The 22,059-nt window shown below is 65.0% G+C and carries 20 protein-coding genes; 13 read left to right on the top strand and 7 right to left on the bottom strand.

Annotated elements, in window-relative coordinates; translation table 11 throughout:
• Positions 1-12 precede the first annotated feature (12 nt).
• The 5 genes from BOO69_RS18915 to BOO69_RS18895 all read left to right on the top strand — a co-directional run bounded on the left by BOO69_RS18915 (position 13) and on the right by BOO69_RS18895 (position 5,165).
• Complete coding sequence (locus BOO69_RS18915; RefSeq protein ID WP_071973957.1) at positions 13-1,110, top strand: ABC transporter ATP-binding protein; 1,098 nt, start codon at positions 13-15, stop codon at positions 1,108-1,110.
• A gap of 18 nt (positions 1,111-1,128) precedes the next feature.
• Positions 1,129-2,187 carry an extracellular solute-binding protein gene (locus BOO69_RS18910; protein ID WP_071973956.1) on the top strand — a complete coding sequence of 353 codons (1,059 nt, stop codon included), beginning with the start codon at positions 1,129-1,131 and terminating at the stop codon, positions 2,185-2,187.
• Between the two features lie 67 nt (positions 2,188-2,254).
• Positions 2,255-3,097 (top strand): ABC transporter permease, encoded by an 843-nt coding sequence (locus tag BOO69_RS18905; RefSeq protein ID WP_071973955.1) that lies wholly within the window; start codon positions 2,255-2,257, stop codon positions 3,095-3,097.
• Positions 3,094-3,867, top strand: a complete 774-nt coding sequence (locus tag BOO69_RS18900; protein WP_071973954.1) for an ABC transporter permease — start codon at positions 3,094-3,096, stop codon at positions 3,865-3,867. The genes BOO69_RS18905 and BOO69_RS18900 overlap by 4 nt, the downstream gene beginning before the upstream one ends.
• Positions 3,867-5,165: an NAD(P)/FAD-dependent oxidoreductase gene (locus tag BOO69_RS18895; RefSeq protein WP_071973953.1), complete on the top strand. Its 1,299-nt coding sequence runs from the start codon at positions 3,867-3,869 to the stop codon at positions 5,163-5,165. The genes BOO69_RS18900 and BOO69_RS18895 overlap by 1 nt, the downstream gene beginning before the upstream one ends.
• A 15-nt stretch (positions 5,166-5,180) precedes the next feature.
• On the opposite strand, the gene BOO69_RS18890 is transcribed toward BOO69_RS18895, so the two are convergent.
• Entirely contained in the window at positions 5,181-5,711 is a 531-nt protein-coding gene (locus BOO69_RS18890) for a carboxymuconolactone decarboxylase family protein (protein ID WP_156875003.1), read from the bottom strand.
• A 149-nt stretch (positions 5,712-5,860) separates the two neighbouring features.
• Here BOO69_RS18890 and BOO69_RS18885 point away from each other — a divergent pair, with 149 nt between their 5' ends.
• Genes BOO69_RS18885 through BOO69_RS18865 form a run of 5 tightly spaced genes read left to right on the top strand, consistent with a single transcriptional unit; the run spans position 5,861 to position 11,367 of the window.
• Positions 5,861-6,862: a cytochrome c oxidase subunit II gene (locus tag BOO69_RS18885; protein WP_083545743.1), complete on the top strand. Its 1,002-nt coding sequence runs from the start codon at positions 5,861-5,863 to the stop codon at positions 6,860-6,862.
• A 53-nt stretch (positions 6,863-6,915) separates the two neighbouring features.
• Positions 6,916-9,420 carry a cytochrome c oxidase subunit I gene (gene ctaD, locus BOO69_RS18880; RefSeq protein WP_071973951.1) on the top strand — a complete coding sequence of 835 codons (2,505 nt, stop codon included), beginning with the start codon at positions 6,916-6,918 and terminating at the stop codon, positions 9,418-9,420.
• A complete protein-coding gene (locus BOO69_RS18875) occupies positions 9,417-9,818 on the top strand; it encodes a hypothetical protein (RefSeq protein ID WP_172839575.1) in 402 nt (133 codons plus the stop codon). The genes ctaD and BOO69_RS18875 overlap by 4 nt, the downstream gene beginning before the upstream one ends.
• Positions 9,815-10,387, top strand: coding sequence for a cytochrome c oxidase assembly protein (locus BOO69_RS18870; RefSeq protein WP_071973950.1), 573 nt, complete (start codon positions 9,815-9,817; stop codon positions 10,385-10,387). Before BOO69_RS18875 ends, BOO69_RS18870 begins: the two co-directional genes overlap by 4 nt.
• Positions 10,384-11,367: a c-type cytochrome gene (locus BOO69_RS18865; RefSeq protein ID WP_071973949.1), complete on the top strand. Its 984-nt coding sequence runs from the start codon at positions 10,384-10,386 to the stop codon at positions 11,365-11,367. The genes BOO69_RS18870 and BOO69_RS18865 overlap by 4 nt, the downstream gene beginning before the upstream one ends.
• Before the next feature lie 3 nt (positions 11,368-11,370).
• On the opposite strand, the gene BOO69_RS18860 is transcribed toward BOO69_RS18865, so the two are convergent.
• From BOO69_RS18860 to ku, 6 genes are all read right to left on the bottom strand, one after another.
• A complete protein-coding gene (locus BOO69_RS18860; protein WP_071973948.1) occupies positions 11,371-13,455 on the bottom strand; it encodes a pyrroloquinoline quinone-dependent dehydrogenase in 2,085 nt (694 codons plus the stop codon).
• Positions 13,452-13,835, bottom strand: coding sequence for a glucose dehydrogenase (locus BOO69_RS18855; RefSeq protein WP_071973947.1), 384 nt, complete (start codon positions 13,833-13,835; stop codon positions 13,452-13,454). The genes BOO69_RS18860 and BOO69_RS18855 overlap by 4 nt, the downstream gene beginning before the upstream one ends.
• Positions 13,836-13,957: 122 nt before the next feature.
• The gene (locus BOO69_RS18850) at positions 13,958-14,530 is read right to left on the bottom strand and encodes an exopolysaccharide biosynthesis protein (RefSeq protein WP_071973946.1); all 573 of its coding nucleotides are present in this window, start codon (positions 14,528-14,530) and stop codon (positions 13,958-13,960) included.
• A complete protein-coding gene (gene otsB, locus BOO69_RS18845) occupies positions 14,527-15,297 on the bottom strand; it encodes a trehalose-phosphatase (protein WP_071973945.1) in 771 nt (256 codons plus the stop codon). The genes BOO69_RS18850 and otsB overlap by 4 nt, the downstream gene beginning before the upstream one ends.
• 36 nt (positions 15,298-15,333) lie before the next feature.
• Positions 15,334-17,754: a DNA ligase D gene (gene ligD, locus BOO69_RS18840; RefSeq protein WP_071973944.1), complete on the bottom strand. Its 2,421-nt coding sequence runs from the start codon at positions 17,752-17,754 to the stop codon at positions 15,334-15,336.
• Entirely contained in the window at positions 17,754-18,584 is an 831-nt protein-coding gene (gene ku, locus BOO69_RS18835; RefSeq protein ID WP_071974076.1) for a non-homologous end joining protein Ku, read from the bottom strand. Before ku ends, ligD begins: the two co-directional genes overlap by 1 nt.
• Before the next feature lie 210 nt (positions 18,585-18,794).
• Here ku and BOO69_RS18830 point away from each other — a divergent pair, with 210 nt between their 5' ends.
• The 3 genes from BOO69_RS18830 (at position 18,795) to BOO69_RS18820 (ending at position 22,051) form a co-directional block, all read left to right on the top strand.
• A complete protein-coding gene (locus BOO69_RS18830) occupies positions 18,795-19,811 on the top strand; it encodes an amino acid ABC transporter substrate-binding protein (protein ID WP_071973943.1) in 1,017 nt (338 codons plus the stop codon).
• A 69-nt stretch (positions 19,812-19,880) separates the two neighbouring features.
• Positions 19,881-20,972 carry an amino acid ABC transporter permease gene (locus BOO69_RS18825; RefSeq protein ID WP_237267624.1) on the top strand — a complete coding sequence of 364 codons (1,092 nt, stop codon included), beginning with the start codon at positions 19,881-19,883 and terminating at the stop codon, positions 20,970-20,972.
• Positions 20,969-22,051, top strand: a complete 1,083-nt coding sequence (locus BOO69_RS18820; RefSeq protein ID WP_071973941.1) for an amino acid ABC transporter permease — start codon at positions 20,969-20,971, stop codon at positions 22,049-22,051. Before BOO69_RS18825 ends, BOO69_RS18820 begins: the two co-directional genes overlap by 4 nt.
• The last annotated feature ends 8 nt before the right edge of the window (positions 22,052-22,059 follow it).

Below are 22,059 nucleotides of genomic sequence, written 5' to 3'. Positions count from 1 at the left end.
GGGAGCCACGCCTTGACCAAGACCGACCCCGAAACCGTCATCCTGAAGATCGACGACGTGACCAAATCCTTCGGCGACACGAATGCCGTCGATCACGTGGATCTGGAGATCAAGGCGGGTGAATTCGTCACCCTGCTCGGGCCTTCGGGGTGCGGCAAGTCCACGCTTCTGCGCATGATCGCGGGTTTCGAGACGCCCACGTCGGGGCGGATCCTGATGCGGGGGCGGGACATGTCGCGCGAACCGGCCTACCAGCGCGAGATCGGCATGGTTTTCCAGAACCTTGCGCTGTTTCCGCACATGAACGTCTACGACAACGTGGCCTTTGGCCTGCGGGCCCGGAACCGGACCGATGACCTGGACCGACGGGTGCGCGAGATGATCGGCATGGTCGGTCTTGCCGGGTTCGAGCAGCGCCGCACGGGCCAGATTTCCGGCGGCCAGCGTCAGCGCGTGGCCCTGGCCCGGTCGCTGGTCACGGCCCCGGACGTGCTGTTGCTGGACGAGCCGCTGTCGGCGCTCGATCTCAAGCTGCGGCGCCAGTTGCAGGAGGAACTGAAACGCATCCAGCGCGAGACGGGGATCACCTTCATCTTCGTGACCCACGACCAGGAAGAAGCGCTTTCGATGTCGGACAGGATCGCCGTGATGCAGTCGGGCAGGGTGGTGCAATGCGGTTCTGCCGTGGATGTGTACCACCGGCCCCGGACCGAATTCGTGGCCAAGTTCGTGGGAGAGACGAATTTCCTGCGCGGCAAGGTCGCGTTCGACGGGCGGGGCAACCCGGTGCTTGAGACGGAAGGGAGCCGGCCGCAGGTCGCCATCGACCGGGCCGAAGGCCCGAAGGAAGCCGGGGCGCCGATGGCGGTCTCGATCCGGCCCGAGAACATGACCCTGGGCCGCGCGGGAGATCTGCCGATCGCCGCGCGGGTGCACGGACACAGCTTTTCCGGGGGGTCGATCACCTATGCGCTCGACAGCGAAATGGGCAGGTTGCTGGCGCAGGTGCCCTTCCAGCCGGGCAATGGCCATCCCCTGCCATCCGGCGAGAGCGTTTCCGTCGGCTGGTCCGACGCCGCGATCACGCTGATCCCAGAATCCAACCGATAACAGAGGAGGAAACACATCATGACAATTACCAGACGACAGACCCTGCTGGGGGCCGCGGGTGCCACCGCCGCCCTGGCCCTGCCGCGCAGCCTGATGGCCCAAAGCGGGCAGATCCTGCACGCCTCGTGGGGCGGCGGTGTCGGCGATACGTGGACCGGCGCCTTTGCCGAGCCCTTCACTGAAGAAACCGGCAACGCCGTGCGCATCGTCGAAGTGCCGAACCCCGAAGCCCAGTTCCGCGCGCAGGCGGGCAACCCGCAGTACCACACCGGCATCGGCACCTTCGTGCAGGGGGTGAACCTGATGCGCGACGACATGCTGGAGACCTTCAGCATCGACGAGATTCCCAACATGCGGAACATCGACGAAAAATACTGGCTCAAGACCGAGGATGGGCGACTGGCCGGGATCACCCCGTATTTCGCCTATTACGGGATCGCCGTGAACACCAACGAGGCATCCATGGACGACTTTGGGTCATGGAAGAACCTCGCGGACGAGAAATGGGCCGGTAGGCTGGGCATGACGCGCCCGATCTACCTGTCCACCTACGACCTGACCATCCTTTCCAAGGCGGCGGGCGGCGACGAGTTCAACACCGCGGGCGGGATGGAGCTGCTCAAGGGCATGGCGAAGAACGTGCTCAACGTGTCCAATTCTCTCGCGCAGCAGAACACCATGCTGGAACGGGGCGAGGTCGCGGCGATGCCCTTCTACTCCGTCCGGGTCTGGTCGCTGAACGAGGCGGGCGTGGATTACGTCAAGATGGTGATCCCCGAGGAAGGCGCGCTTCTGCTGCCCTATGTCGTGGTGGCGCCGAAGGGCGTCGCGGACCGCGAGCTGGTGGCGCAATGGCTCAACTTCATTGCCGGCGCCGCGCCGCAGGAGCGTGGCATGGAAATCTCGGGCTACATCCCCGCCAGCAACGAGGCAGAGGCCTCGGACGCGGTGCGCGAGAAGATCGGAATGAGCTTCGCCGACCTGCGCGCCAAGCTCTACCAGCCCGACTGGGGCCATATCGCGGCGGCGCAGAAAGAGACCGTGGCCGACATCGACCAGATGCTCGCCAACCTCTGATCGCACCCGGCCCCGGGGCGCATGCCCCCCGGGCCGGGCCTCCATTCGTCCAAGGAGCCCTCTTTCCGTGCCCAAATCCATCCGAACCGGACTGCTGCTGGCGCCCTCGGCGCTACTGATGGGCGTCTTCGTGGTCGGCCTTGTGCGCCTGATCGCGTCGTCGCTCATCATCGACGGCCAATTCGACATCGGTCATTACACCGCGATCCTGAACCGGGCGGACTATGTCGCGATGCTGGGACGCACGCTGCGGATCGCGGCGCTGACCACCGTGATCTCGGCGCTGATCGGCTTTCCGACCGCCTATTTCGTCGCGCGCTATCGCGGCAACCGTAACTTCCTGCTGCTGCTCATCATCTTTCCCTGGCTCGTTTCGATCGTCGTCCGCAGCTACGGCTGGGTGGTGATCCTCGGGCCGCGGGGGCTGATCAACGGCTACCTGACATGGATGGGCCTGATCGACCGTCCGGCCAAGCTGATGTACAACGATTTCGGCGTGATCCTCGGACTGGTGCACGTCCTGCTGCCCTTCATGATCATCGCGGTCCTGTCGGTCCTGCTGCAAATTCCCCGCTCGCTCGAGGAAGCGACGATGAGCCTGGGCAGCAAGCCGTCGCACAGTTTCCGCACCGTGATGCTGCCGCTGGCGATGCCCGGCATCCTGACGGGCGTGACGCTGGTCTATCTCATGGCGACCGGCGCCATCGTCACGCCGCTGCTGCTGGGCGGGCTGGGTGACACCATGCTCGGGACGGAGATCTTCCAGGAAGTCATGCACTTCTTCGACTATCCAAAGGCGGCGGCGCTGGCCACGGTCCTGCTGGTGACCGCGCTGGGTGTCGTGCTGCCGATCCAGTTTTTCGAGCGCTGGCTGTCCGCCCGCCTTTCCGACGGAGGCGACCGCACATGACCCGTTTCATCGCCATCGCGGTCCTGCTGTTCCTGCCGCTGCCCATCGTCATCGTGGTGCTGTCCTCCTTCACTTCCGCGGGATACCTGTCGTTTCCCATCGAAGGGTTTTCGCTGCGGTGGTACGCTGAATTCCTCGGCTCCGCCGACTGGTTGCGGGTGCTGGGCACCTCGGCGCTTCTGGCGCTGATCGGTGCGCTGGTCAGCACCGGCGCCTCGCTGGCGGCCGCCTGGGCGGTGGTGCGTCACGGGGTCCGGTTCGGAACCGCCTACGAGACCCTGTTGCTGACACCGCTGATCTTTCCCCATGCGGCCATCGGGGTCATCATGATCGTGACCCTGTCGAGCCTCGGTTGGCTGGGCACGTTCACCGGGTTGGTGCTGGTCCATTGCATCCTGACCATACCCTATGCCTATCGCCCCGTCGCAGCCGCGTTGCGCAAGGCCGACCCGGCTCTGGAGGAAGCGGCGGCGAGCCTCGGCGCCCGGCCCTGGCGCACCTTCTGGCAAGTGTCGCTGCCCGCGGTCCGGCCCGGTCTCGTCACGTCGCTGCTGTTCAGCTTCATCATCTCCTTCGACGAGGTCACGGTGACCATGTTCCTTGTCGGCCCCTTCGTCATGACGCTGCCGGTGCAGGTCTTTTCCGAAGTGCTGGAAAGCGCCAGCCCGGTCATCGCCGCCGTTTCCGCCACGCTGGTGCTCTTTACCTCGGTCATGGTTTTCGTCCTCGACAAGGTGATCGGCATCCAGTTCTTCGTCGAGCGCGACTGATGCCGAAGCTGATCCAGACGCCCTATTGGTGGGAGGAAGCCCCCCCACGCAGCATCCCCGAGCCGCCGCCGCCCCGGACCGACGTGGTTGTCGTCGGCGGCGGGTTCACCGGACTGAACGCGGCCATCGCCCTGCGCCGGGCCGGCGTGGACGTGACGGTGATCGAAGCCGAGACATTCGGCTTCGGCGCCAGCAGCCGCAACGCGGGGCATGTGTCGAGCGGGGTGAACCTGGGCAAGTCGGCGTCGACGTCCAAGGTACGCTCCCCCTTGGAAAAAAGGCTGCCGGCCGGTGTTTTCGACCGCCTCAAGGAAGAGGCCGCGGCATCCTTCGATTTCGTCGAGGGCCGGGTGCAGGAACTGCCCGAAGCAGCGCAGTACCGCCGGTCGGGCCGGGTCGTCTGTGCCGTTCTGCCAGCCCATTTCGCCGCCTACCGCGACAAGGCCCGAAAGATGACACGGGATGGCGCGACGCTTTATCCCGTCGAACGGCAGAGGCAGGTCATCGGCTCGGATCTCTATCACGGGGTGATGACCATCGACCGGGCCGGGCAACTGCATCCGGGAAAATACCTGCAGGGGCTCGTGGATCTCGCGCAGTCCGAAGGGGCGCAGCTTTGCAGCAACCGGCGGGTGGAAAGGATCGACCGGCGGCCGGGCGGATTTCGTGTCTCGGCCGGCGGCGCACAAGTGGACTGCGAACAGGTCTTCATCGCCACCAACGGCTACTCCGACGGGTTGCGGCCCTGGGTCAGGCGGCGGATCATTCCGGCGGCCAGCTACATCATCGTGACGGACGACCTGCCCGACGGGATGATGCATGAGCTGCTGCCCGAAGGCCGGACCGCCGTGGACAGCCGGCGGCTGCTGAGCTACTTCCGCCCGACGCCGGATGGTCGGCGCATCCTGTTCGGGGGCCGCGCCAGCCTGCGGATGCGCGACGCGGGGAAGGTGGCGCAGGAACTCGCGGAGCGTCTTCACAGCGTCTTTCCCCAGACCCGTGGCGTGCCGATCCGTTATGCCTGGTCCGGGCGCATCGCGTTCACCTTCGACCTTCTGCCGCACCTCGGGGACCGGGACGGAATCGTTCACGCCTTGGGATGCAACGGATCGGGCGTCGCGATGCAGAGCTACCTCGGCCACCTCGCGGGGCTGGGAATGGCGGGCACCAAGACGTCCGCTTTCTGGAACCTCGACTTCCCGACCATTCCATTCTACCGCGAGACCCCGTGGTTCCTGCCCGCCGTCACCGGCTGGTACCGCGCCCGCGACGCGATCGAGCGCGCGACCGGTTTCTGAGCGCGGCGGGCCGGGTCAGACTTCGAGCGGGTTCGCGGCCAGCTCCGCCGCGATGGTATCGTCCACGGGCACGCCGTAGGTCATGAGAATGGTCCCAAGGACCGAGTAGAAGCCCACGGTCGCGATGATGTCGAAAACCGCCTCCTGCCCGAAGTCCCGCACGAGCCGCGATTCGAGTTCCGGATCCAGACACCGGTGGTCGAGGATCGCGTCCACCGCCTGCACCAGCATCCCGTCCTCGCCCTCGGGCATGCCGCGGACCGCGGCAATCCGCGCGTCGGTCATGCCGAGGCCGCGGGCCCGCGACACGTGGTGCGCCCATTCGTAGGACGAGCCGATCCTTACCCCCACGCGGAGGATCACGATCTCTGACCGCAGCTGCCCAAGCGCGCTGTCCTTGACCACATGCTGCCGCAACGGCCCCCACGCGCGCAGCAGCGCCGGATGATGCGCCATGACCCGGTAGACATTGAGCGCCCCGGCGAAGCCGTCCTTCAGGTCCGCGATGCTTTCGGGCCAGTCTTCGTCGGCGATCGGGGCCAACATTCGTGAATTGTCCGCCATTGTGGATTTCCCCTGTTGGTCACTGCCATACATGTTTGATACCCAGTGGAAAAGACAGCCCGGACATTCCGTTCGGCCATCGCTCATCGGGGAGGGTCCATGCCTGACGAAGCAACGTGTCGTGCGCAGCCATGAGCCTGAAGCGGATTGATTCGCGCCGGTCGCGGTCGCTGCTGCTGCCGGGCGCGCTTCTGACGCTCGGGGGATGCGGCGGCGCGCAATCCGCGTTGAATACCTCCGGTCAGGATGCTGTCGCCATCGCCACGTTGTTCTGGGTCATGCTCGGCGGCGCGGTCGTCCTGTGGCTTCTGCTCAACGGCGCGTTCTACTACGCTTCGCAGATCGCCCCGGGCCGGTTCGACAAGCGCTATGGGCGACACCTGCTGATCGGTGGGGGTATCGTCTTGCCGGTCGTGGTCCTGACGGCGCTGCTTGTCTGGGGTCTGAACCTTCTGCCGGACTCGCGCCGACCCGGTGACGGGCTGGTCGTCCGTGTCACCGGAGAACAGTGGTGGTGGCGGGTGGAATACTGGCCGGAAGGGGCCGAGGCACCCATCGTGTCGGCCAACGAAATCCGGTTGCCGGCGGGTCAGCGCACCGAGATCCACCTGACCGCTGCCAACGTCATCCATTCCTTCTGGGTGCCCGCGCTTGGCGGAAAGATGGACATGTTCCCCGGTCGCGACACGATGATGAGTGTCGCGCCGGAGCGGACGGGCACTTTCCGCGGGCAATGCGCGGAGTTCTGCGGCGTCAGCCACGCCTGGATGGCATTTGCCGCGGTGGTGATGCCGCCGGAGGCCTTTGACGACTGGCTGGCGGCAGAGGCAGGGGGGGCGGCGCAGCCCGCGGACGATCGCGCCGCCCGCGGGGCGGCGCTGTTCCTGTCCGAGGGCTGCGGCGCGTGCCACGCGATCCGCGGCACCGAGGCTGCGGGACAGGTGGGGCCTGACCTGACCCACGTCGGCAGCCGGCAGACGCTGGGCGCCGGAAGGCTAACGGTCACGTTGCAGGATCTTTCCAACTGGATCAGCCACACCGAAGTGCTCAAGCCCGGCGCGCAGATGCCGAGTTACGATCTCGACCCTGCGGATCTCGGCGATCTCGCTTATTACCTGGAGGGCCTGAAGTGACCCGAGCGTCCGGACTGCCGCAACCCGAGGGCCCCTATCCCCCGACCGAAGACATGCTGGCCGAACCCGTGGCGCGCGACATCGCCGAGGCGCAGGCCGAGCGGCTGCGCGCCGCATGGGCGACGCCGAAGGGCTGGCGCTATGTCACGGCGGTGAACAACACCGAGGTCGGCAAGTGGTATTGCCTGACGGCGCTCGTCTTCATGCTGCTGGCCGGGGTGATGGCGCTCATCATCCGCCTGCAACTGGCGGTGCCCGAGAACGACCTCGTGTCGGCGGACAGGTTCAACCAGCTGTTCACGATGCACGGCTCGGCGATGATGTTCCTTTTCGCGGTGCCGATGTTCGAAGCCATCTCGATCCTGCTGCTTCCGGGGATGCTGGGCGCGCGTGACATGCCGTTTCCACGCCTGTCCGCTTTCGGTTACTGGTGCTTTCTGATCGGCGGCATTTTCGTCATCGGCTCGATCTTTTTCAACGTGGCCCCGCGCGCGGGATGGTTCATGTATCCGCCCCTCGCCACCATGGACGAAGGGCCGGGCAGCGACATCTGGCTGCTGGGCCTGTCGTTCATCGAGGTCGCTTCCATCGCGGCGGCGGTGGAGCTGATCGTCGGTACGCTGAAGTGCCGACCGCCGGGGATGCGGGTCAACATCATGCCGCTCTACGCGTGGTACGTCCTGGTCGTGGGCGGCATGATCCTGTTTGCCTTCCCGCCGCTGATCGCGGGCGACTTCCTGTTCGAGCTCGAACGCTCCTTCGACTGGCCGTTCTTCGACCCCACGCGCGGGGGCGACCCGATGCTGTGGCAGCACCTGTTCTGGATCTTCGGCCACCCGGAAGTCTACATCATCTTCCTGCCTTCCATCGCCATCGCCGCGATGGTCGTGCCCACCGTCGCCCGCCGCCCGATGTTCGGCTACTCCTGGATCGTGCTGTCGGCGGTGGGCACCGGCTTTCTCAGCTTCGGGTTGTGGGTGCATCACATGTTCACCACCGGGCTGCCGTCGATTTCGCTCGGGTTCTTCTCGGCGGCGTCCGAGGCGGTGGTGATCCCCACCGGTATCCAGATCTTCGCGTTCCTTGCCACGCTGCTGGTGGGGCGGGTCCGCATGACCCTGCCGATGCTCTGGATTTCGGGCGCGCTGGCCATCTTCACCATGGGCGGGCTGACCGGCGTGATGCTGGCGCTGGCGCCCTTCGATTTCCAGGCGCACGACACCTATTTCATCGTCGCGCACCTGCATTACACGCTGTTCGGCGGGATGGTCTTTCCGGTGATCGCGGGGGTCTACTATTTCTTCCCCTTCATCCAGAAACGGCTGATGTCCGAGCGCTTGGGCAGATGGGCATTCTGGCTCACCTTCTCGGGGTTCAACCTGTGCTTCCTGCCGATGCATCTGACAGGGCTGCTGGGGATGCCGCGCCGGGTGTATACCTATCCCACCGGCCTCGGATGGGACTGGCTGAACCTGATTTCCACCGTCGGCGCCTTTGTCATCGCCGCCGGGTTCTCGGTGTTTGTCTGGGATCTGATCCGGCCCAAGCACCGCCAGCCCCAGATCCCGCGCAACCCCTGGGACGCGGGGACCCTCGAATGGACCCACGACGTTCCCGAAGAAGCCTGGGGCGTGCGGTCCATTCCGCATGTCAGCACCCGCTACCCGCTTTGGGACGAGCCGCAGATGTTGGACCGGATCGATGCCGGGCGCTATTACCTTCCGGACGCCCAGGAGGGCAAGCGCGAGACGCTGGTGACGTCGGTCATCGACGCGGTGCCGGTGCAGGTTCAACGCGTCACCGGGCCGACGTGGATCACGCTCTGGGCGGCGGGGTTCACCGGTGGTGCGTTCATCTTTCCGACCTTTCACTGGTATCCGCCCGCCATCCTGTGTGGCGTCCTGGCCATCTGTTGCATCATCGGATGGCTCTGGACCGCGACCGCGCAGGTTCCCGAGGCCGACAGCAAGGATGCGGGGCTGGGCCTGAGCCTGCCGACCTATGCTGCGGGGCCGGCCTCCGTCGGGTGGTGGGCGATGTGGATCACCATGCTGGGCGATGCGACCGCCTTCGCGTCGCTCGTGTTCGGGTTCTTCTTCTACTGGACCGCCTCGCCCGACTTTCCCCCGGCCGGTGCGCTGCATCCCGAAGCGCGCCTCGTGGGGCTGGCAGCGCTGGCTTTCGCGGCGAACTGGGCGCTGACCGTTGGCGCACGGTGGTTGAACCGGCGCAGTCATGTCGGGGGCGCCCGGCTGTGCCTGATCGTCGCCCCGCTCGCCGCCGCCGGAGGGGCCACGGCACTGGTCTGGTCCGTCCTGTCGCTCGACCCGACGAGCCATGTCTACCCGGCAATCCATTGGGCGCTGGCCGTCTGGGTCGCCGTCCATGCCGGGGCGGGCGTCATCATGCAGTTCTATTGCCTGGCCGGGTCGATCTTTGGCAAATTGACGCCCCGCTACGACGCGGACATCTGGAATGTCTCGCTGTTCTGGCATTTCGTCACCCTCTCCGCGCTGGTCACCTGCGCCGTTCTGGGCCTGGCCCCGGAGGCGCTGTGACCGAAGGCAACAAGACCCGCCGGGAGGACCAGGAGGAATTCGCCGAAGCCCGCGCCAGCCTGATGAAGATCACGCTGGGGCCGCTGATCTGGGCGCTGCATTTCGTATGCTGTTACGGTGTCGTCGCCGTGACCTGTGCCAAGGGCTGGGATTACGGCACGGTGCGCGCGGGGCTTCTGATCTTCAGTGCCGGTGCGCTGGGAGGGATTGCCGTCGTGGGATGGGCGGCCTGGCGGCAATGGGACGTATCCCATACGGCAGACCCTGTGAACCGGCTTGGCCGGGCCGAGGACAGGTATCATTTTCTCGGCCACGCGGCATTCCTGCTTTCGATCATCTCCGCGATCGGGGTGGTCTTCGTGACCCTGCCGCTCGTGCTGATCGGAGGGTGCCAATGAAGCCGCTGCTGCTTGTTCCCGGCCTCGGGTTGCTGGCGGCGGCCTGGCTGCTGCCGCTCGATGCGATGCTGCCGGTGTTCGCGGCGCACATGCTGCGTCACATGGTGCTCGTCGCGGTGGCGGCGCCGTTCCTCATCCTGGGGCTGCCACGGCTTGCCGGGCGTCTGGCGGTGCCTCCGATGGCGGCGGCGGTGGCGGAATTCGTGGTGGTTTGGGGCTGGCATCTGCCGGCGGCCCACGCGCTTGGCCGTCTTGGCGCGTTCGGTTTCGTCGCCGAACAGGTCAGTTTTCTGGTCGTTGGGCTGCTGGTCTGGGCGGGATGCCTGCGGGCGGATCAGCCGCTGGCGGGGGCCGGCGGGCTGCTGCTGACATCGATGCACATGACTTTGCTGGGTGCGCTTCTGGTGCTGGCCCCGCGCGACATCTACGCCGAGATCTGCGGCACCGCGCCCGACCTGTCCGGCCAGCAGGTGGGCGGGATGCTGATGCTGGCCATCGGCACGCCGGTCTATCTTGTCGCCGGTCTCTGGCTGACGGGCCTCGGCCTTCGGGAAAGGGAAACCACATGAGACAGGCACTCCGGATCGTGGTCGTGCTCACCCTTCTCGGCCTTGTGGGGGCAGGGGCGGTCGTGGGCTTCGGGCTATACAACGTGTCGGCACGGGTGGGGCACTGGCCCGGCGTCTCGTGGGTGCTGCACACCACCTTTCGCAATTCCGCCCGGCTGCGCGCGCCTGACATGGAGAATGCCCCGGCGCTTGACGATCCGGATCTGATCGCCCTCGGTGCTGCCCACTACGCGACGGCCTGTGCCGGCTGTCATGCCGCGCCCGGTGATAGCCGCAGTGCCACCGTTCGGGCCATGGTGCCCCAGCCCCCTGCCATCACCGAGGCGGTGGCGGACTGGGAGCCGAATGAGCTGCACTGGATCATCGAGAACGGGATCAAGATGAGCGGCATGCCGGCCTGGCCGGCAGAGGGCCGGGGCGACGAGGTCTGGTCGGTGGTGGCCTATCTGGTGTCGATCCAGCAGGACAGGGCGCCTGATCTGCCGTCGTCCGACCTCGCCGGTGTGGACTACTGCCGGAGTTGCCATGGCGATATCGGCGGCCCGGTGCCCCGTCTGGACATCCTTTCGCCAAGCTATGTCGAGGCACAGTTGGAGGCCTACCTCAACGCGCGGCGGCCCAGCGGGATCATGGCGCAGGCGGCCAGTCTCGTGCCTCAAGATCAGTATGCCACCCTCGCGCGCCGACTGACCGAGCGGGAGATGCCGGGCCCGACCGTCGTGCCGGAGCAGGGCGCGGGCGCGGAACTTGCGCGTCAGGGAACCCGTGACATCCCGGCCTGCCTTGCCTGTCACGGCGTCGGCGATAACCGCAAGGGCCCGCGGCTGTTCGGGCAAGAGCCGATGTACCTCGCCGCGCAACTCAGGCTCTGGCGCGATGGAACCTATACCCATGACCGCCTGATGAGGGCGGCGGCTGCCGATCTCACCGACGCGGACATTGATCTGCTGAGCGACTACTTCGCGGCGGTCGGGAACTAGCGGTCACTGCTGGGGCAGCGCCCACGCTATGACCTCGTCGCCCACGGGGGTTTCCATGAAGTGGTGACCCATGGCGGTGACCATCACGTATTGCCGCCCATCGACCTCGTAGGTGATCGGGTTCGCCTGCCCCCCGGCGGGAAGGACGGTGGACCACAGGGTTTCACCCGTTTCGATGTCGATGGCGCGGAACAGATTGTCGGTCGCGGCGGCGATGAACACCAGACCGCCCGCCGTGACGACCGAACCGCCATTGTTTGGCGTGCCGATGTCGAAAGGCAGCATCGAAGGGATGCCGAACGGCCCGTTGCGGCGGGCCGTGCCCAGTGGCCGGTCCCACAGGGTTTCGCCGGTGGCCAGATCGATCGCGCGGATCCCGCCGTAGGGCGGGCGCGTGCAGGGCACGCCGGTCACATCGTTGCGCCAGCCCGCGTTCACGTTGATGCCGTAGGGCGCGCCGGCCTGCGGGTCGGCGGCGCCTTCCGCTTTGGCGCCACCATCGCTTGCAGCTTCCTGTTCGTTGATCGGCTTCGAGGTGACCTCGTCCCGCGGAACTAGCCGGTTGTAGTTCGGCACATCATTGTAGTTGGCGACGATGATCCCCCGTTCGGTATCCACCGCGACGGACCCCCAGTCCGATCCCCCGTTGTATCCCGGATACTGGATCCAGGGTTTGTCCGAAGAGGGCGGCGTAAAGAAGCCATCGTAGTTTGCCATGCGGAACTGGATGCGGCACCAGAGCTGGTCGATGGGGGTGAAGCCCCACATGTCCTTTTCCTCGAGCGGCGGTTTGCGCAGGGTATGCCATTCGCTGAAGGGCTGCGTGTCGGAGATGAAGTCGGGCTCGATCTCTCCCTTTGGCAGGTCCGACAGTTCGCCCACGGGTGTCAGCGGCGCGCCCGTCTCGCGGTTCAGGATGTAGATGTCGCCCTGTTTCGACGGCAGGAGGACGGCAGGCGTGCCCTGGTAGTCCAGCAGGGTCGCCTGTGATCCGAGATCGTAATCCCAGACGTCGTGGCGCACGGTCTGGAAATGCCAGACTTCCTCTCCCGTGGTGGCGTCGAGCGCGACGAGCGAGGTCGCGTATTCGTTTTCGGCCTCGGTCCGGTTGGAGCCGTAGTAGTCGACGGAGGAATTGCCCATCGGAAGATAGACGTATCCGAGCGCCTCGTCGGCCACGGCGGTGGTCCACATGTTGGGTGTGCCGCGGGTATAGACCTCGCCTTCGGCCGGGCCGTTGCGGTTCTGCTCGGGTGCGGCAAGATCCCAGGCCCACGCCAGTTCTCCGGTGACCGCGTCGTAGCCCCGGATGACACCCGATGGCGCGTCTTCGGCCTGACCGTCCTTGACCTGCGCCCCTGTCACGACGATGCCGCGCACGATGGCGGCGGGCGCGGTCACGGCATACCAGCCGGGAACCCGTTCCCCGATCCCCTGCCACAAGTCTACGGACCCATTGTCGCCGAAGTCCGCGCAGGGACTGCCGGTGGCAAGGTCGACGGCCACGAGCCGGGCATCCAGCGTGCCTTCGATCACGCGGGTCGCGCAGGGGGCGTCCTCGGGGGCCTCGGGATCGGTGTAGACCGACACCCCCCGGCAGGTTGCACCGTAGGGGATCGCGTCATTCGACACGCCGGGATCGAACCGCCAGTTCTCTTCGCCGGTGGCAGCGTCGACCGAAATCAGGATGTTCATGGCCGAACACATGATCAGGTCACTCCCGATCTTGAGCGGCGTGACCTCGGGCGAATATTTTCCTTCGGCGCTCCCTTCCGGCATGTCGCCGGTGTGGAAGGTAAATACCTTTTCAAGCTGGCCGACGTTTTGCGGCTGGATCTGATCGAGAGGGGAATATCGCGTCGCCTGCGCATCGCCTCCCCAGAATGGCCAGTCAGCGCCGACTTCACGCTGGGATTGCGCAGCCCTCTGGGACAGATTGTCCGAGGTTTCGGCCTGGCTTGGCGTATTCTCCGTGGCCGCGGTCTCGGCTCTGTCCGCTTCGGGTTCGGCAGTATCGGCTTGCTGGGACAGCGCCGGAACCGCAGTGGCAAGGGTGACGATCAGGGGGATGGTGAAGAGACGGATCATGAGGAACCTGCCAGTCTTTTGGAAGCATGGCGCGACAGCGCGGGCGTGCACAGCAGAACCAGCACAAGGATGATCGAGGGCGCGACCAGGCGCGGCACCTGTGCCCACCAGTCGTTCCCGACCTCCCACCAGGCCCAGCCGACGGTACCGATCCAGACAAGCAGATAAAGGCCCACGGCCTCCGTCCGGTAGCGGTTCAGCAATAATCCCGTGAGAAACAGACCAAGGCCCGAGAGACCGTAGTACCAGCTGCCGCCCAATACGATCAGCCATACGCCACCAGCAAGCAGTACGGCGCCAAGCAGGATGCAGAGCCAGCCGAGAATCTTGACACCCCAGACTGTCTTGTGACGGTCCGGGTGATCGGGCGGGACGGTCATGGGGGTCTCCCTTGATGTGTGAGTGCGGGGTCGGCGTATCACGCCTTGGGGTTGAAACGTCTGGCCGTGGCATCCGTTCCGTCCCGCGCGGGAATAATCCGCCTTTGCCCCGCTCCCGCCGCTCAGATCAGGTAAATGACCACCGGTACCGCCGAGAGGAGCGCGAAGGAAAACAGCGTCAGCAGCCCGTCACGCGTCAGCAGGCTTGCCGCGAAGAGTGCGATCACCGCCGAGGCGATCGACCCCGAGGTCGGGACGAGCTCCATGAACGGCATGAAAAGGGTGAGGCCCGCGATGAGGATCATCGGCAACCAGAGCCATGGGCGGTGGAACAGAAAGGTGAGCCGGGGCCGCAGCAGTCGTTCGACCCTGTGCACCGGTTTGCGCAACCACGCGATCCCCTTCGCGACCGTTTTCGTGTCGAGCTTCTTGTTCATGATGATGTCGGGCAGCCAAAGGCTTTCCCGGCCGATCATCATCTGCACGATCAGCAGCAGGGTGATCATTGCCACGACAGCCGTGACACCGGGAATGGCGCTAGCAGGAGAGGTGGAGATCAGGGAAAAGACCAGCATCACGGAGGCAAACGACGCGCGCCCCAGACGGTCCACGAGGTGTCTGACGCGCACCTTCTTGCCATCCAGGGATTGTTCCAGCCTATCCAGAACGTCGCTCAGGGCACGGTGGGTTGTCATCCGGCCGTCTCCAGGCTGTGCCTCAGCCAGCGGATGAAATCGTCGCGGGACGCAAAGACGTGGTCCGCCTCCGTTTCGTGATGGCCGATGGCTAGGCCGATCCCACCGATGCGCCGTGCCGCGCGGATCGCCGTCTCGTCGCTTGCGTCGTCGCCGACCGCAACGGGCCGCCGACCGGCGAAACCGGGGTGATTGATGATCTGGTACAGCGCGGTGCCCTTGGAATAGTCGCGTGCCGTCAATTCGCTGACCATCCTGCCGTGGAGCGGGGCCAATTCGGCGCAGTCATTGGCCAGTCTGTCGATAAACGCGACGACCCGATCCCGGATCTGCGGCTTCATCCCGTGGTGCAGCGCGATCGCGGCAGCCTTGCGTTCGAACAGAATGCCCTCTTCGTCGGCCATCTGCCGCGCGGCCTGCGCGCATCGCGCGATTTCGACATCCGCGCCGGGCACCAGTCGCGGGTCGCCGGCAATGTCGATCTCGGCCCCGTGGCAGCAGCTAAGGACGACCGGCAGGCCTGCGAAGATGTCACGTAGGCTCGACAGTGCCTTTCCCGAAAGGATCGCGACCGCGCCATCGCGTCTATTGCAGAGCGCTTCGATCAACTCGCGCTCCCGCGCAGGTAGGTGTGCATCGCCCGGATGGTCTGACAATGGCGACAGCGTACCTTCGAACCCGATGAAGGCGGCCTGCCCGCGCCAATCCACCAGCGGTGGCGGTGCCGAGGCTTCCGCCACCCGGCCTTTTGCGATTGCTGTGGTCAAGATCTGCTCCTTGCTTCGGGTGGTCTAGTCAAGACGTCACTGGCCGACAAGCTTGTCCAGCAGGTCTATCCGGCCATTCGAGAGACCCGCCGGCTTCGGCACGCTCGCATCCGACCAGTTCCGTTCAAGGGCCTTCGCCATCGGGAAGGCATCGGCCGACGTCACGGCTGACAGTTCGTCCCAGCCGACCGGCGTCGCGACCGGCGCACCGGGCCGCGCCCGCAATGAGAACGGCGCGATCGCGGTCGACCCCCGTTCGTTGCGCAGCCAGTCGATGAAGATCCGCCCGGAGCGGCGTGATTTCGACATCGAGGCGGTGAACCGGTCCGGCTGGGTGTCGGCGAGGTGTTTTGCCAGGACCTTGGAATAAAGCTTCACCGTATCCCAGTTGGCAATCCGGCGCAGCGGGACCACCACGTGCACCCCCTTGCCACCGGTGACGAGGGGCCAGCAGGGCAGGTCGAGATCCGACAAGATGTCCCGGAGGTCCAGAGCGGCAGCCGTCACATCCGAAAATCCGAGGCTTTCATCCGGATCGAGGTCGAATACCATCCTGTCGGGACGGTCGAGGTCATCCCGCCTTGACCCCCAGACGTGAAATTCCATCGCTCCCATCTGCGCCGCGCCGACCAGCCCCGCGGCGGTCGACACGTACATGTAGTCCGCCGTGTCGCCGTCGCTTTCCTCGATCTGCACCGTGCGTATCTCGTCGGGAAAGCCCTTTCCCGCGTGTTTCTGAAAGAACCGTTCCCCTTCGATCCCTTCAGGCAGCCGCACCAGCGAGAGAGGCCGGTCGGCCGCGTCCTCCAGAATACGGTCGGCCATCGCCTCGTAGTATTCTGCAACCTGGCGCTTGGTGATGCCCGCTGCGGGGTAGACTTTCCGGTTCGGGTGGCTGACGCCGATTCCGGCAATTTCGACGCGATCGTTGTCCATGCGGTCCTCCTCCACCTTGACGGTGCGGGCGGGCTTGTCCTCGCGCAATGCGATGAACACGGCATGCCGAAGCCGTCCGTCGTCCGTCTTCTCGGCGTACTTGATCTCGGCGACCAGTTTCGGCGTGATCCAGGTCACCCCCCGGCTTTCATCCTTGGGGATGTCCGCCGGAGCGGTCTTGCGTTCCATTCCCGACATGGCGGATTGCAAATCTTCCATGGTGTCGGCATCGAACCCGGTGCCGACCTTGCCCACGTAGGTCAGGCCGCCGCCCTCGTAGGCGCCGAGCGCGAGAGAGGCGAAGGGCCGGCCCCGCTTTTCGCTTTCCTGCCAGCCCAGGATGACGAATTCGTCTCTCCGTTCGCATTTGACCTTGCGCCAGTTGCTGGTCCGCGTGCCGCGGTAGGGCTGGTCGGTCCGCTTGGAAATAATGCCCTCGCCGCCTGCCTTGCAGATTTTGGCAAGCGCATCGTCCGGCGCGCCGTCGATGATCGGCGACAATTGTGCCAGCCCGAGGGGCGGTGCGTCGTGAAAGATCTTTTCCAGCCTCTCGCGCCGGTCGGCGAGCGGCTGGTCGATCCATTTGCGCCCGTCCGCTTCGAGCAGGTCGAAGCCGTAGAACCTGAACGGGCCACCTGCCTTGATCGCCTTCTGGAGGCTGGAAAAACCCTGAAGCCCCGCGCCCGCGACGATCTCGCCGTCGATCAGCGCGGAGTCGCAGTCCATCGCATCGAATGCGGGCAGCAGGCTTTCGAACCTGTCGGTCCAGTCGTGCCCATTGCGGGTAAAGATCCGCGGCCCGCCCTTGCCGAGGGCGACCAGCGCGCGGTAGCCGTCAAGCTTGACTTCATGCCACCAGTCCTTCCCCGAGGGGGCTTCATCCACCAGCGAGGCTAGCTGTATCTTGCGGAACTTGGGGCGCTTTCCCGCATGGCCGCCCGGCACGACGGGTTTCTCCGCCGCGATCTCGCGCAGGGTCCGGTTCGTCGAAGTGCTGCGGCGGTAGCGGTCTACGGGGTCACGACGCCCTGACGCCTCGTCCTCCTCCTTAATGAGCAGCCAGTTCTCCCGGCCCTTGTCGCCGGATTTGCGGCCCTTCATTCGGACAAGATGCCAACCGCCGGTCAGCCGCTGGCCGTGCAGCCGGAAATGCAGATGCCCCTTCTTCAGACCCTTCTCGACAGGCTCCACCGGTTGCCAGTGCCCGATGTCGAACAGCATGACCGTACCGGCACCGTAATTGCCTTCGGGAATCGTCCCTTCGAAGCCCAGGTAGGACAGCGGGTGGTCCTCCGTCCGGACCGACAGCCGCTTATCCGACGGATGCAGCGAGGGCCCGCGTGTGACCGCCCAGCTCAACAATGCGCCGTCCCATTCAAGCCGCAGATCGAAATGGGTTCTGGTCGCATCGTGTTTCTGCATGGAATAGCGGAGCGCGAGCGCATCGCCCGCAGCGCCATCGCGGGGTTCGGGCGTCCGGTCGAAGTCCCGTTTCTCGATATAACGGTCCAGCCGTCCCATCAGGCTGACTTCCTCGACTTGGAGGATTTCTTCTTGGCGCCGTCCTTCTTGAGGCTTTCTTTCAGCGCCGACATCAGGTCCACCACGTTGTCGGACCCATCGTCCGATCCTTCGCCGCCCGCCTTTGTGCGTGGGGTCTTCTTGCTCTTCCGTTTGCGCTCGATCAGATCGCGCAGCGCGGAGTCGTAGTGATCCTCGAAGTTTTCCGCGTTGAACGGCTTCGTCTTCCGGTCGATCAGTTCCGTTGCAACGGACAGGAGTTCGTCATCCGCCGGTTCGTCCTCGATGTCGGAGAACAGCGGATCCGCGTTCCTGATTTCCTCCGCATAATGCAGGGTTTCCAGCAACAGGCCGTCACCGCAAGGTCGGATCGCGCAGAGGTATTCCTTGCCCCGCATGGTCAACTGTCCCAGACCGACCTTTTCTGACTGTCGCAGGGCGTCGCGTACGACGCGATAGGCATCTTCGGCCAGATCATCGCTCGGAATGATATAGTAGGGTTTGTCGAAATAGAGCGGCGGTATCTCGCATGTCTCGACAAACTGGACGAGCTCCAGAGTCTTCTTCGTTTCCAGCTTGATGCCTTCCAGTTCTTCCGGCTCGATCAGCATGTATTCATCGTCGCTCAGCTCGTAGCCCTTGAGGATGTCCTCGCTCTTGACCGGGCCGATGCCGGGAACGGTCTTCTGATACCGGACCCGCTTGCCGGACGGGCCATGTATCTGCCTGAACGATACCCGCGCCCCGGACTTGGTCGCGGAATGAATTTCGACGGGTATGGATACCAGTGACAGGCGCAACTGGCCCTTCCAGATCGCACGAGACGCCATGATTTCCTCCTGAAAAGACATGAGTACAACTCGGCCCGCGCACGTTGGTTTCAGCTCTTGGGCCGCGTAGTGCCACCAAATGCGCGCCGAAGGGGTGCAAGAGGGAAGCAAACAAGATTGTTGATCTTTGATATATCATATGTCAGCGTAGTCCTGTCTGCTGACCGAGCAGATGCAACAACCGGTCTGGAGGCCGGACGGGAGGAGCATATGAATTTCAAGACGATTGCGATTGCCGCAGCATGCACCATTGCCCTGGGCACGAGCGCTCGGGCCGAATTGCTTGACGATATCAAGGCGAAGGACGAGCTGGTCTGCGGGACACTGAACTATCTGCCCGGTGTCGGTTACCTCAACGACGAGGGCAAATGGAGCGGGTTTGACGTCGATTTCTGCCGTGGCGCAGCGGCGGCCATTCTGGGTGACGCCGAAAAGGTCAAGTTCGTGGCCCTTACCGGCCCGCAGAAGTTCCCGGCGCTCGATTCGGGCGAGATCGACATCCTGTCGCGGTCCGTGACGCAGACCATCTCGCGCGAGACCACGCTGGGATACGACTTCATCGGGCCGAACATGCTGACCGGGCAGGGGTTCATGGTACCCGCCGACAGCGGCGTGACCAGTCTCGACGATCTCGACGGTGCCACCATATGCCTGCTGGGCGGGACAGTCACGGAACGTTACCTGGCGGAGTATTTCTCGGCCAAGGGCATGAGCTTCACGCCGGTGGCCTCCGAAGGCAGCGACCAGATGTATCCGATGTACTTCGATGGCCGTTGCGATGCGGTCACGCAGGAGCCGCCCTACATGGCCATCCGCCGGATGAATTCGGGCAATCCGGATGCGCATGTGATCCTCGACCAGATCGTCGCCAAGTCCTACGAGGCACCGGTGATCCGCGAAGGCGATCCGAAGTTCCGGGAGGTCCTGCAATGGATGCACTACGGCATGATTACCGCCGAAGAGATGGGCATCACGATGGACAATATCGACGAGGTCATGGAAACGACGAACGATCCGGAAGTTCGCAGGTTCCTCGGGCTCGAAGGTGACATCGGCGCCTCGATGGGCGTGTCCAACGACTGGATGGTGAATGTCATCAAGGCCGTCGGCAACTACGGCGAGTTCTTCGACCGCAATCTGGGCAAGAACTCTCCGCTGGGCGTGGAGCGCGGGATGAACGCGCTTTACCGTGACGGCGGCGCGATGATCGCGCCCGGCTGGCAGTAAGTGCCGGCTGCCGGACATACCCGGCCTTCCAGCGCGCGGCGATCCCGCGCGCTGATGCGGCCTGCCGTCATGGCGCAGGTCCTGTTTGTCGTGACCATCCTGGTGCTGGGATATGCCCTGGTGCAGATCACGCAAGGCAATCTTGACCGCCTGTCGGTCAAGTCCGGATACGGTTTCCTCGCAGAGAAGGCGCCTTTTGAGCTGGGAGAAAGCCTGATCCCCTTTTCGGCGGGCGATACCTACCTGCGCGCCTTCGTCGTGGGGATCCTGAACACCCTGAAGGTCGCGGCGCTCGGCATCGTGCTGTCGACGGTCCTGGGGCTGCTGATCGCCCTCGGGCAATTGTCACCCAGTGTTGTGGTGGCGCGGGTCTGCAGGTTTTATATCGAAACCGCCCGCAACGTGCCGCTGCTGATGCAGCTGATATTCTGGTACGCGCTCATCACCGCGAGCCTGCCTCGGGTCAAGCAGGCGCTGTCCCCGATGCCGGGCGTCTACCTGTCGAACCGGGGCCTGAACCTGCCGTCGCTCGACATGGGCGGGGCAGGGGGTGCGGTGGCGCTGGCGCTCCTCGCCGGGATGATCGCCGCAATCGTGCTGCTGATGTTGCGGCGGCGCATTGCGATATCCCCCTGGTTCATCGGGGCCGTGTCGATTCTGCCCGCTCTGCTGACCTGGGCCGCTTCGGGGGCGGTGCTGTCCGCTCAGATGCCTGAACTCAAGGGCTTCAATTTTCGTGGCGGCATGGCCGTCAGCCCGGAGTTTCTGGCACTGCTGCTGGGGCTGACGATATATACCGCAGCCTTCAACGCCGAAGTGATCCGCGCCGGCGTCCTCGGTGTGCCCAAGGGTCAGCGTGAGGCCGCGACGGCCCTGGGTCTCAAACCGGCGACGACCATGCGACTGGTCATCATCCCGCAGGCGTTGCGTATCATCATCCCGCCGATGGGGAACAACTATCTGAACCTTACCAAGGAAAGCTCGCTCGCCGTGGCGATCGGCTATCCCGAGGTGGTGCGGGTGGCGAACATCACGCTGGCCGAGACAAGCCAGTCGATCGAATGCATTTCGATCATCATGCTGGTTTTCCTGACGATCAGCCTGACGACTTCCGCGCTTCTCAACTGGTTCAACGCGCGCGCCGCGCTGGTGTCGAGATGAGCGTGTCGTCCACCCTGCCGCCGGCCCGGCCCACGGGGCCGATGCACTGGCTGCGCGGGCAGTTTCGCTCACCGCTGGCGCTGATCCTGAACATCGCGATGTTGATGGTGCTTGTCGCCGTCGTGCCGCCGGTGGTGAACTGGGCGCTGCTCGACGCGGTGTGGACCGGCGCGTCCACCGCCGATTGCCCGCCCGATGCGGGGGCCTGCTGGGCCTTTGTCGGGGCAAAGTCGCGGCTGATCCTTTTCGGCACCTATCCCTATGCCGAACACTGGCGCGCGGCCGTGGCTACGGCGCTGCTGGTGGTGCTCGTCATCGCGTCGCTCAATCCGCTGAACTGGTCCCGGCGTCTGGGTCTCTCGTGGGTCGTGGGCATGATCGTCTACGGCGTGTTGATGTGGGGTGGGGTGGCTGGCCTTGCCTTCGTGGACAGCACGCTTTGGGGCGGACTGCCGTTGACGGTGCTGCTCACGGTGATCGCCGTTGCCTTCGGCTTCCTGGTGGCGATCCCCGTGGCGCTGGCGCGGGCGTCCACCCTGCCGGTCTTCCGGACGGCGGCCACGGTCTACATCGAATTGATCCGCGGTGTGCCGCTGATCTCGATCCTGTTCATGGCCTCGGTCGCCATGCCGCTGCTGCTTCCGCAGGGTTTCAGCCTGAGCGGTCTAATCCGGGTAGCCATCGGCCTGACGCTGTTTACCGCGGCCTACATGGCCGAAGTCCTGCGCGGCGGGCTGCAGGCGGTGCCGCGGGGTCAGGCCGAAGCGGCGCAGGCGCTGGGGCTGGGATACTGGCAGACACGCCTGCGCGTCATCCTCCCCCAGGCCTTCGAACTGGTGCTGCCCGCCTTTGTCAGCCTTGTGATCATCACGCTGAAAAGCACGTCACTGGTCGTGATCGTCGCGATGATGGACCTTCTCGGTGCAGCCAAGGCGGCGCTGGCGGACCCCAACTGGATCGGTTTCTACGTGGAGGCATATGTCTTTGCCGGGCTGATCTATGTAACGATGTGTGCTTCCATTTCCTGGTATGGTCGCAAGGTCGAGACCAAGCTGCGCGATGCGCGCGGATACAACTGACGGGGGTT

The organism is Sulfitobacter alexandrii (assembly GCF_001886735.1).
Taxonomy (GTDB): Bacteria; Pseudomonadota; Alphaproteobacteria; order Rhodobacterales; family Rhodobacteraceae; genus Sulfitobacter; species Sulfitobacter alexandrii.
This window is presented reverse-complemented; position numbering and strand designations above follow the sequence as displayed.

Excerpts from the sequence above, each read along its gene's own strand:
- BOO69_RS18910 (WP_071973956.1), top strand. The coding sequence starts at position 1,129 with ATGACAATTACCAGACGACAGACCCTGCTGGGGGCCGCGGGTGCCACC.
- BOO69_RS18865 (WP_071973949.1), top strand. The coding sequence starts at position 10,384 with ATGAGACAGGCACTCCGGATCGTGGTCGTGCTCACCCTTCTCGGCCTT.
- BOO69_RS18830 (WP_071973943.1), top strand. The coding sequence starts at position 18,795 with ATGAATTTCAAGACGATTGCGATTGCCGCAGCATGCACCATTGCCCTG.
- BOO69_RS18890 (WP_156875003.1), bottom strand. The coding sequence starts at position 5,711 with ATGTTGGCCCCGATCGCCGACGAAGACTGGCCCGAAAGCATCGCGGAC.
- BOO69_RS18885 (WP_083545743.1), top strand. The coding sequence starts at position 5,861 with ATGAGCCTGAAGCGGATTGATTCGCGCCGGTCGCGGTCGCTGCTGCTG.
- BOO69_RS18850 (WP_071973946.1), bottom strand. The coding sequence starts at position 14,530 with ATGACAACCCACCGTGCCCTGAGCGACGTTCTGGATAGGCTGGAACAA.
- BOO69_RS18855 (WP_071973947.1), bottom strand. The coding sequence starts at position 13,835 with ATGACCGTCCCGCCCGATCACCCGGACCGTCACAAGACAGTCTGGGGT.
- ctaD (WP_071973951.1), top strand. The coding sequence starts at position 6,916 with ATGCTGGCCGAACCCGTGGCGCGCGACATCGCCGAGGCGCAGGCCGAG.
- BOO69_RS18860 (WP_071973948.1), bottom strand. The coding sequence starts at position 13,455 with ATGATCCGTCTCTTCACCATCCCCCTGATCGTCACCCTTGCCACTGCG.
- ku (WP_071974076.1), bottom strand. The coding sequence starts at position 18,584 with ATGGCGTCTCGTGCGATCTGGAAGGGCCAGTTGCGCCTGTCACTGGTA.
- BOO69_RS18825 (WP_237267624.1), top strand. The coding sequence starts at position 19,881 with ATGGCGCAGGTCCTGTTTGTCGTGACCATCCTGGTGCTGGGATATGCC.
- BOO69_RS18900 (WP_071973954.1), top strand. The coding sequence starts at position 3,094 with ATGACCCGTTTCATCGCCATCGCGGTCCTGCTGTTCCTGCCGCTGCCC.
- ligD (WP_071973944.1), bottom strand. The coding sequence starts at position 17,754 with ATGGGACGGCTGGACCGTTATATCGAGAAACGGGACTTCGACCGGACG.
- BOO69_RS18895 (WP_071973953.1), top strand. The coding sequence starts at position 3,867 with ATGCCGAAGCTGATCCAGACGCCCTATTGGTGGGAGGAAGCCCCCCCA.
- BOO69_RS18820 (WP_071973941.1), top strand. The coding sequence starts at position 20,969 with ATGAGCGTGTCGTCCACCCTGCCGCCGGCCCGGCCCACGGGGCCGATG.
- BOO69_RS18870 (WP_071973950.1), top strand. The coding sequence starts at position 9,815 with ATGAAGCCGCTGCTGCTTGTTCCCGGCCTCGGGTTGCTGGCGGCGGCC.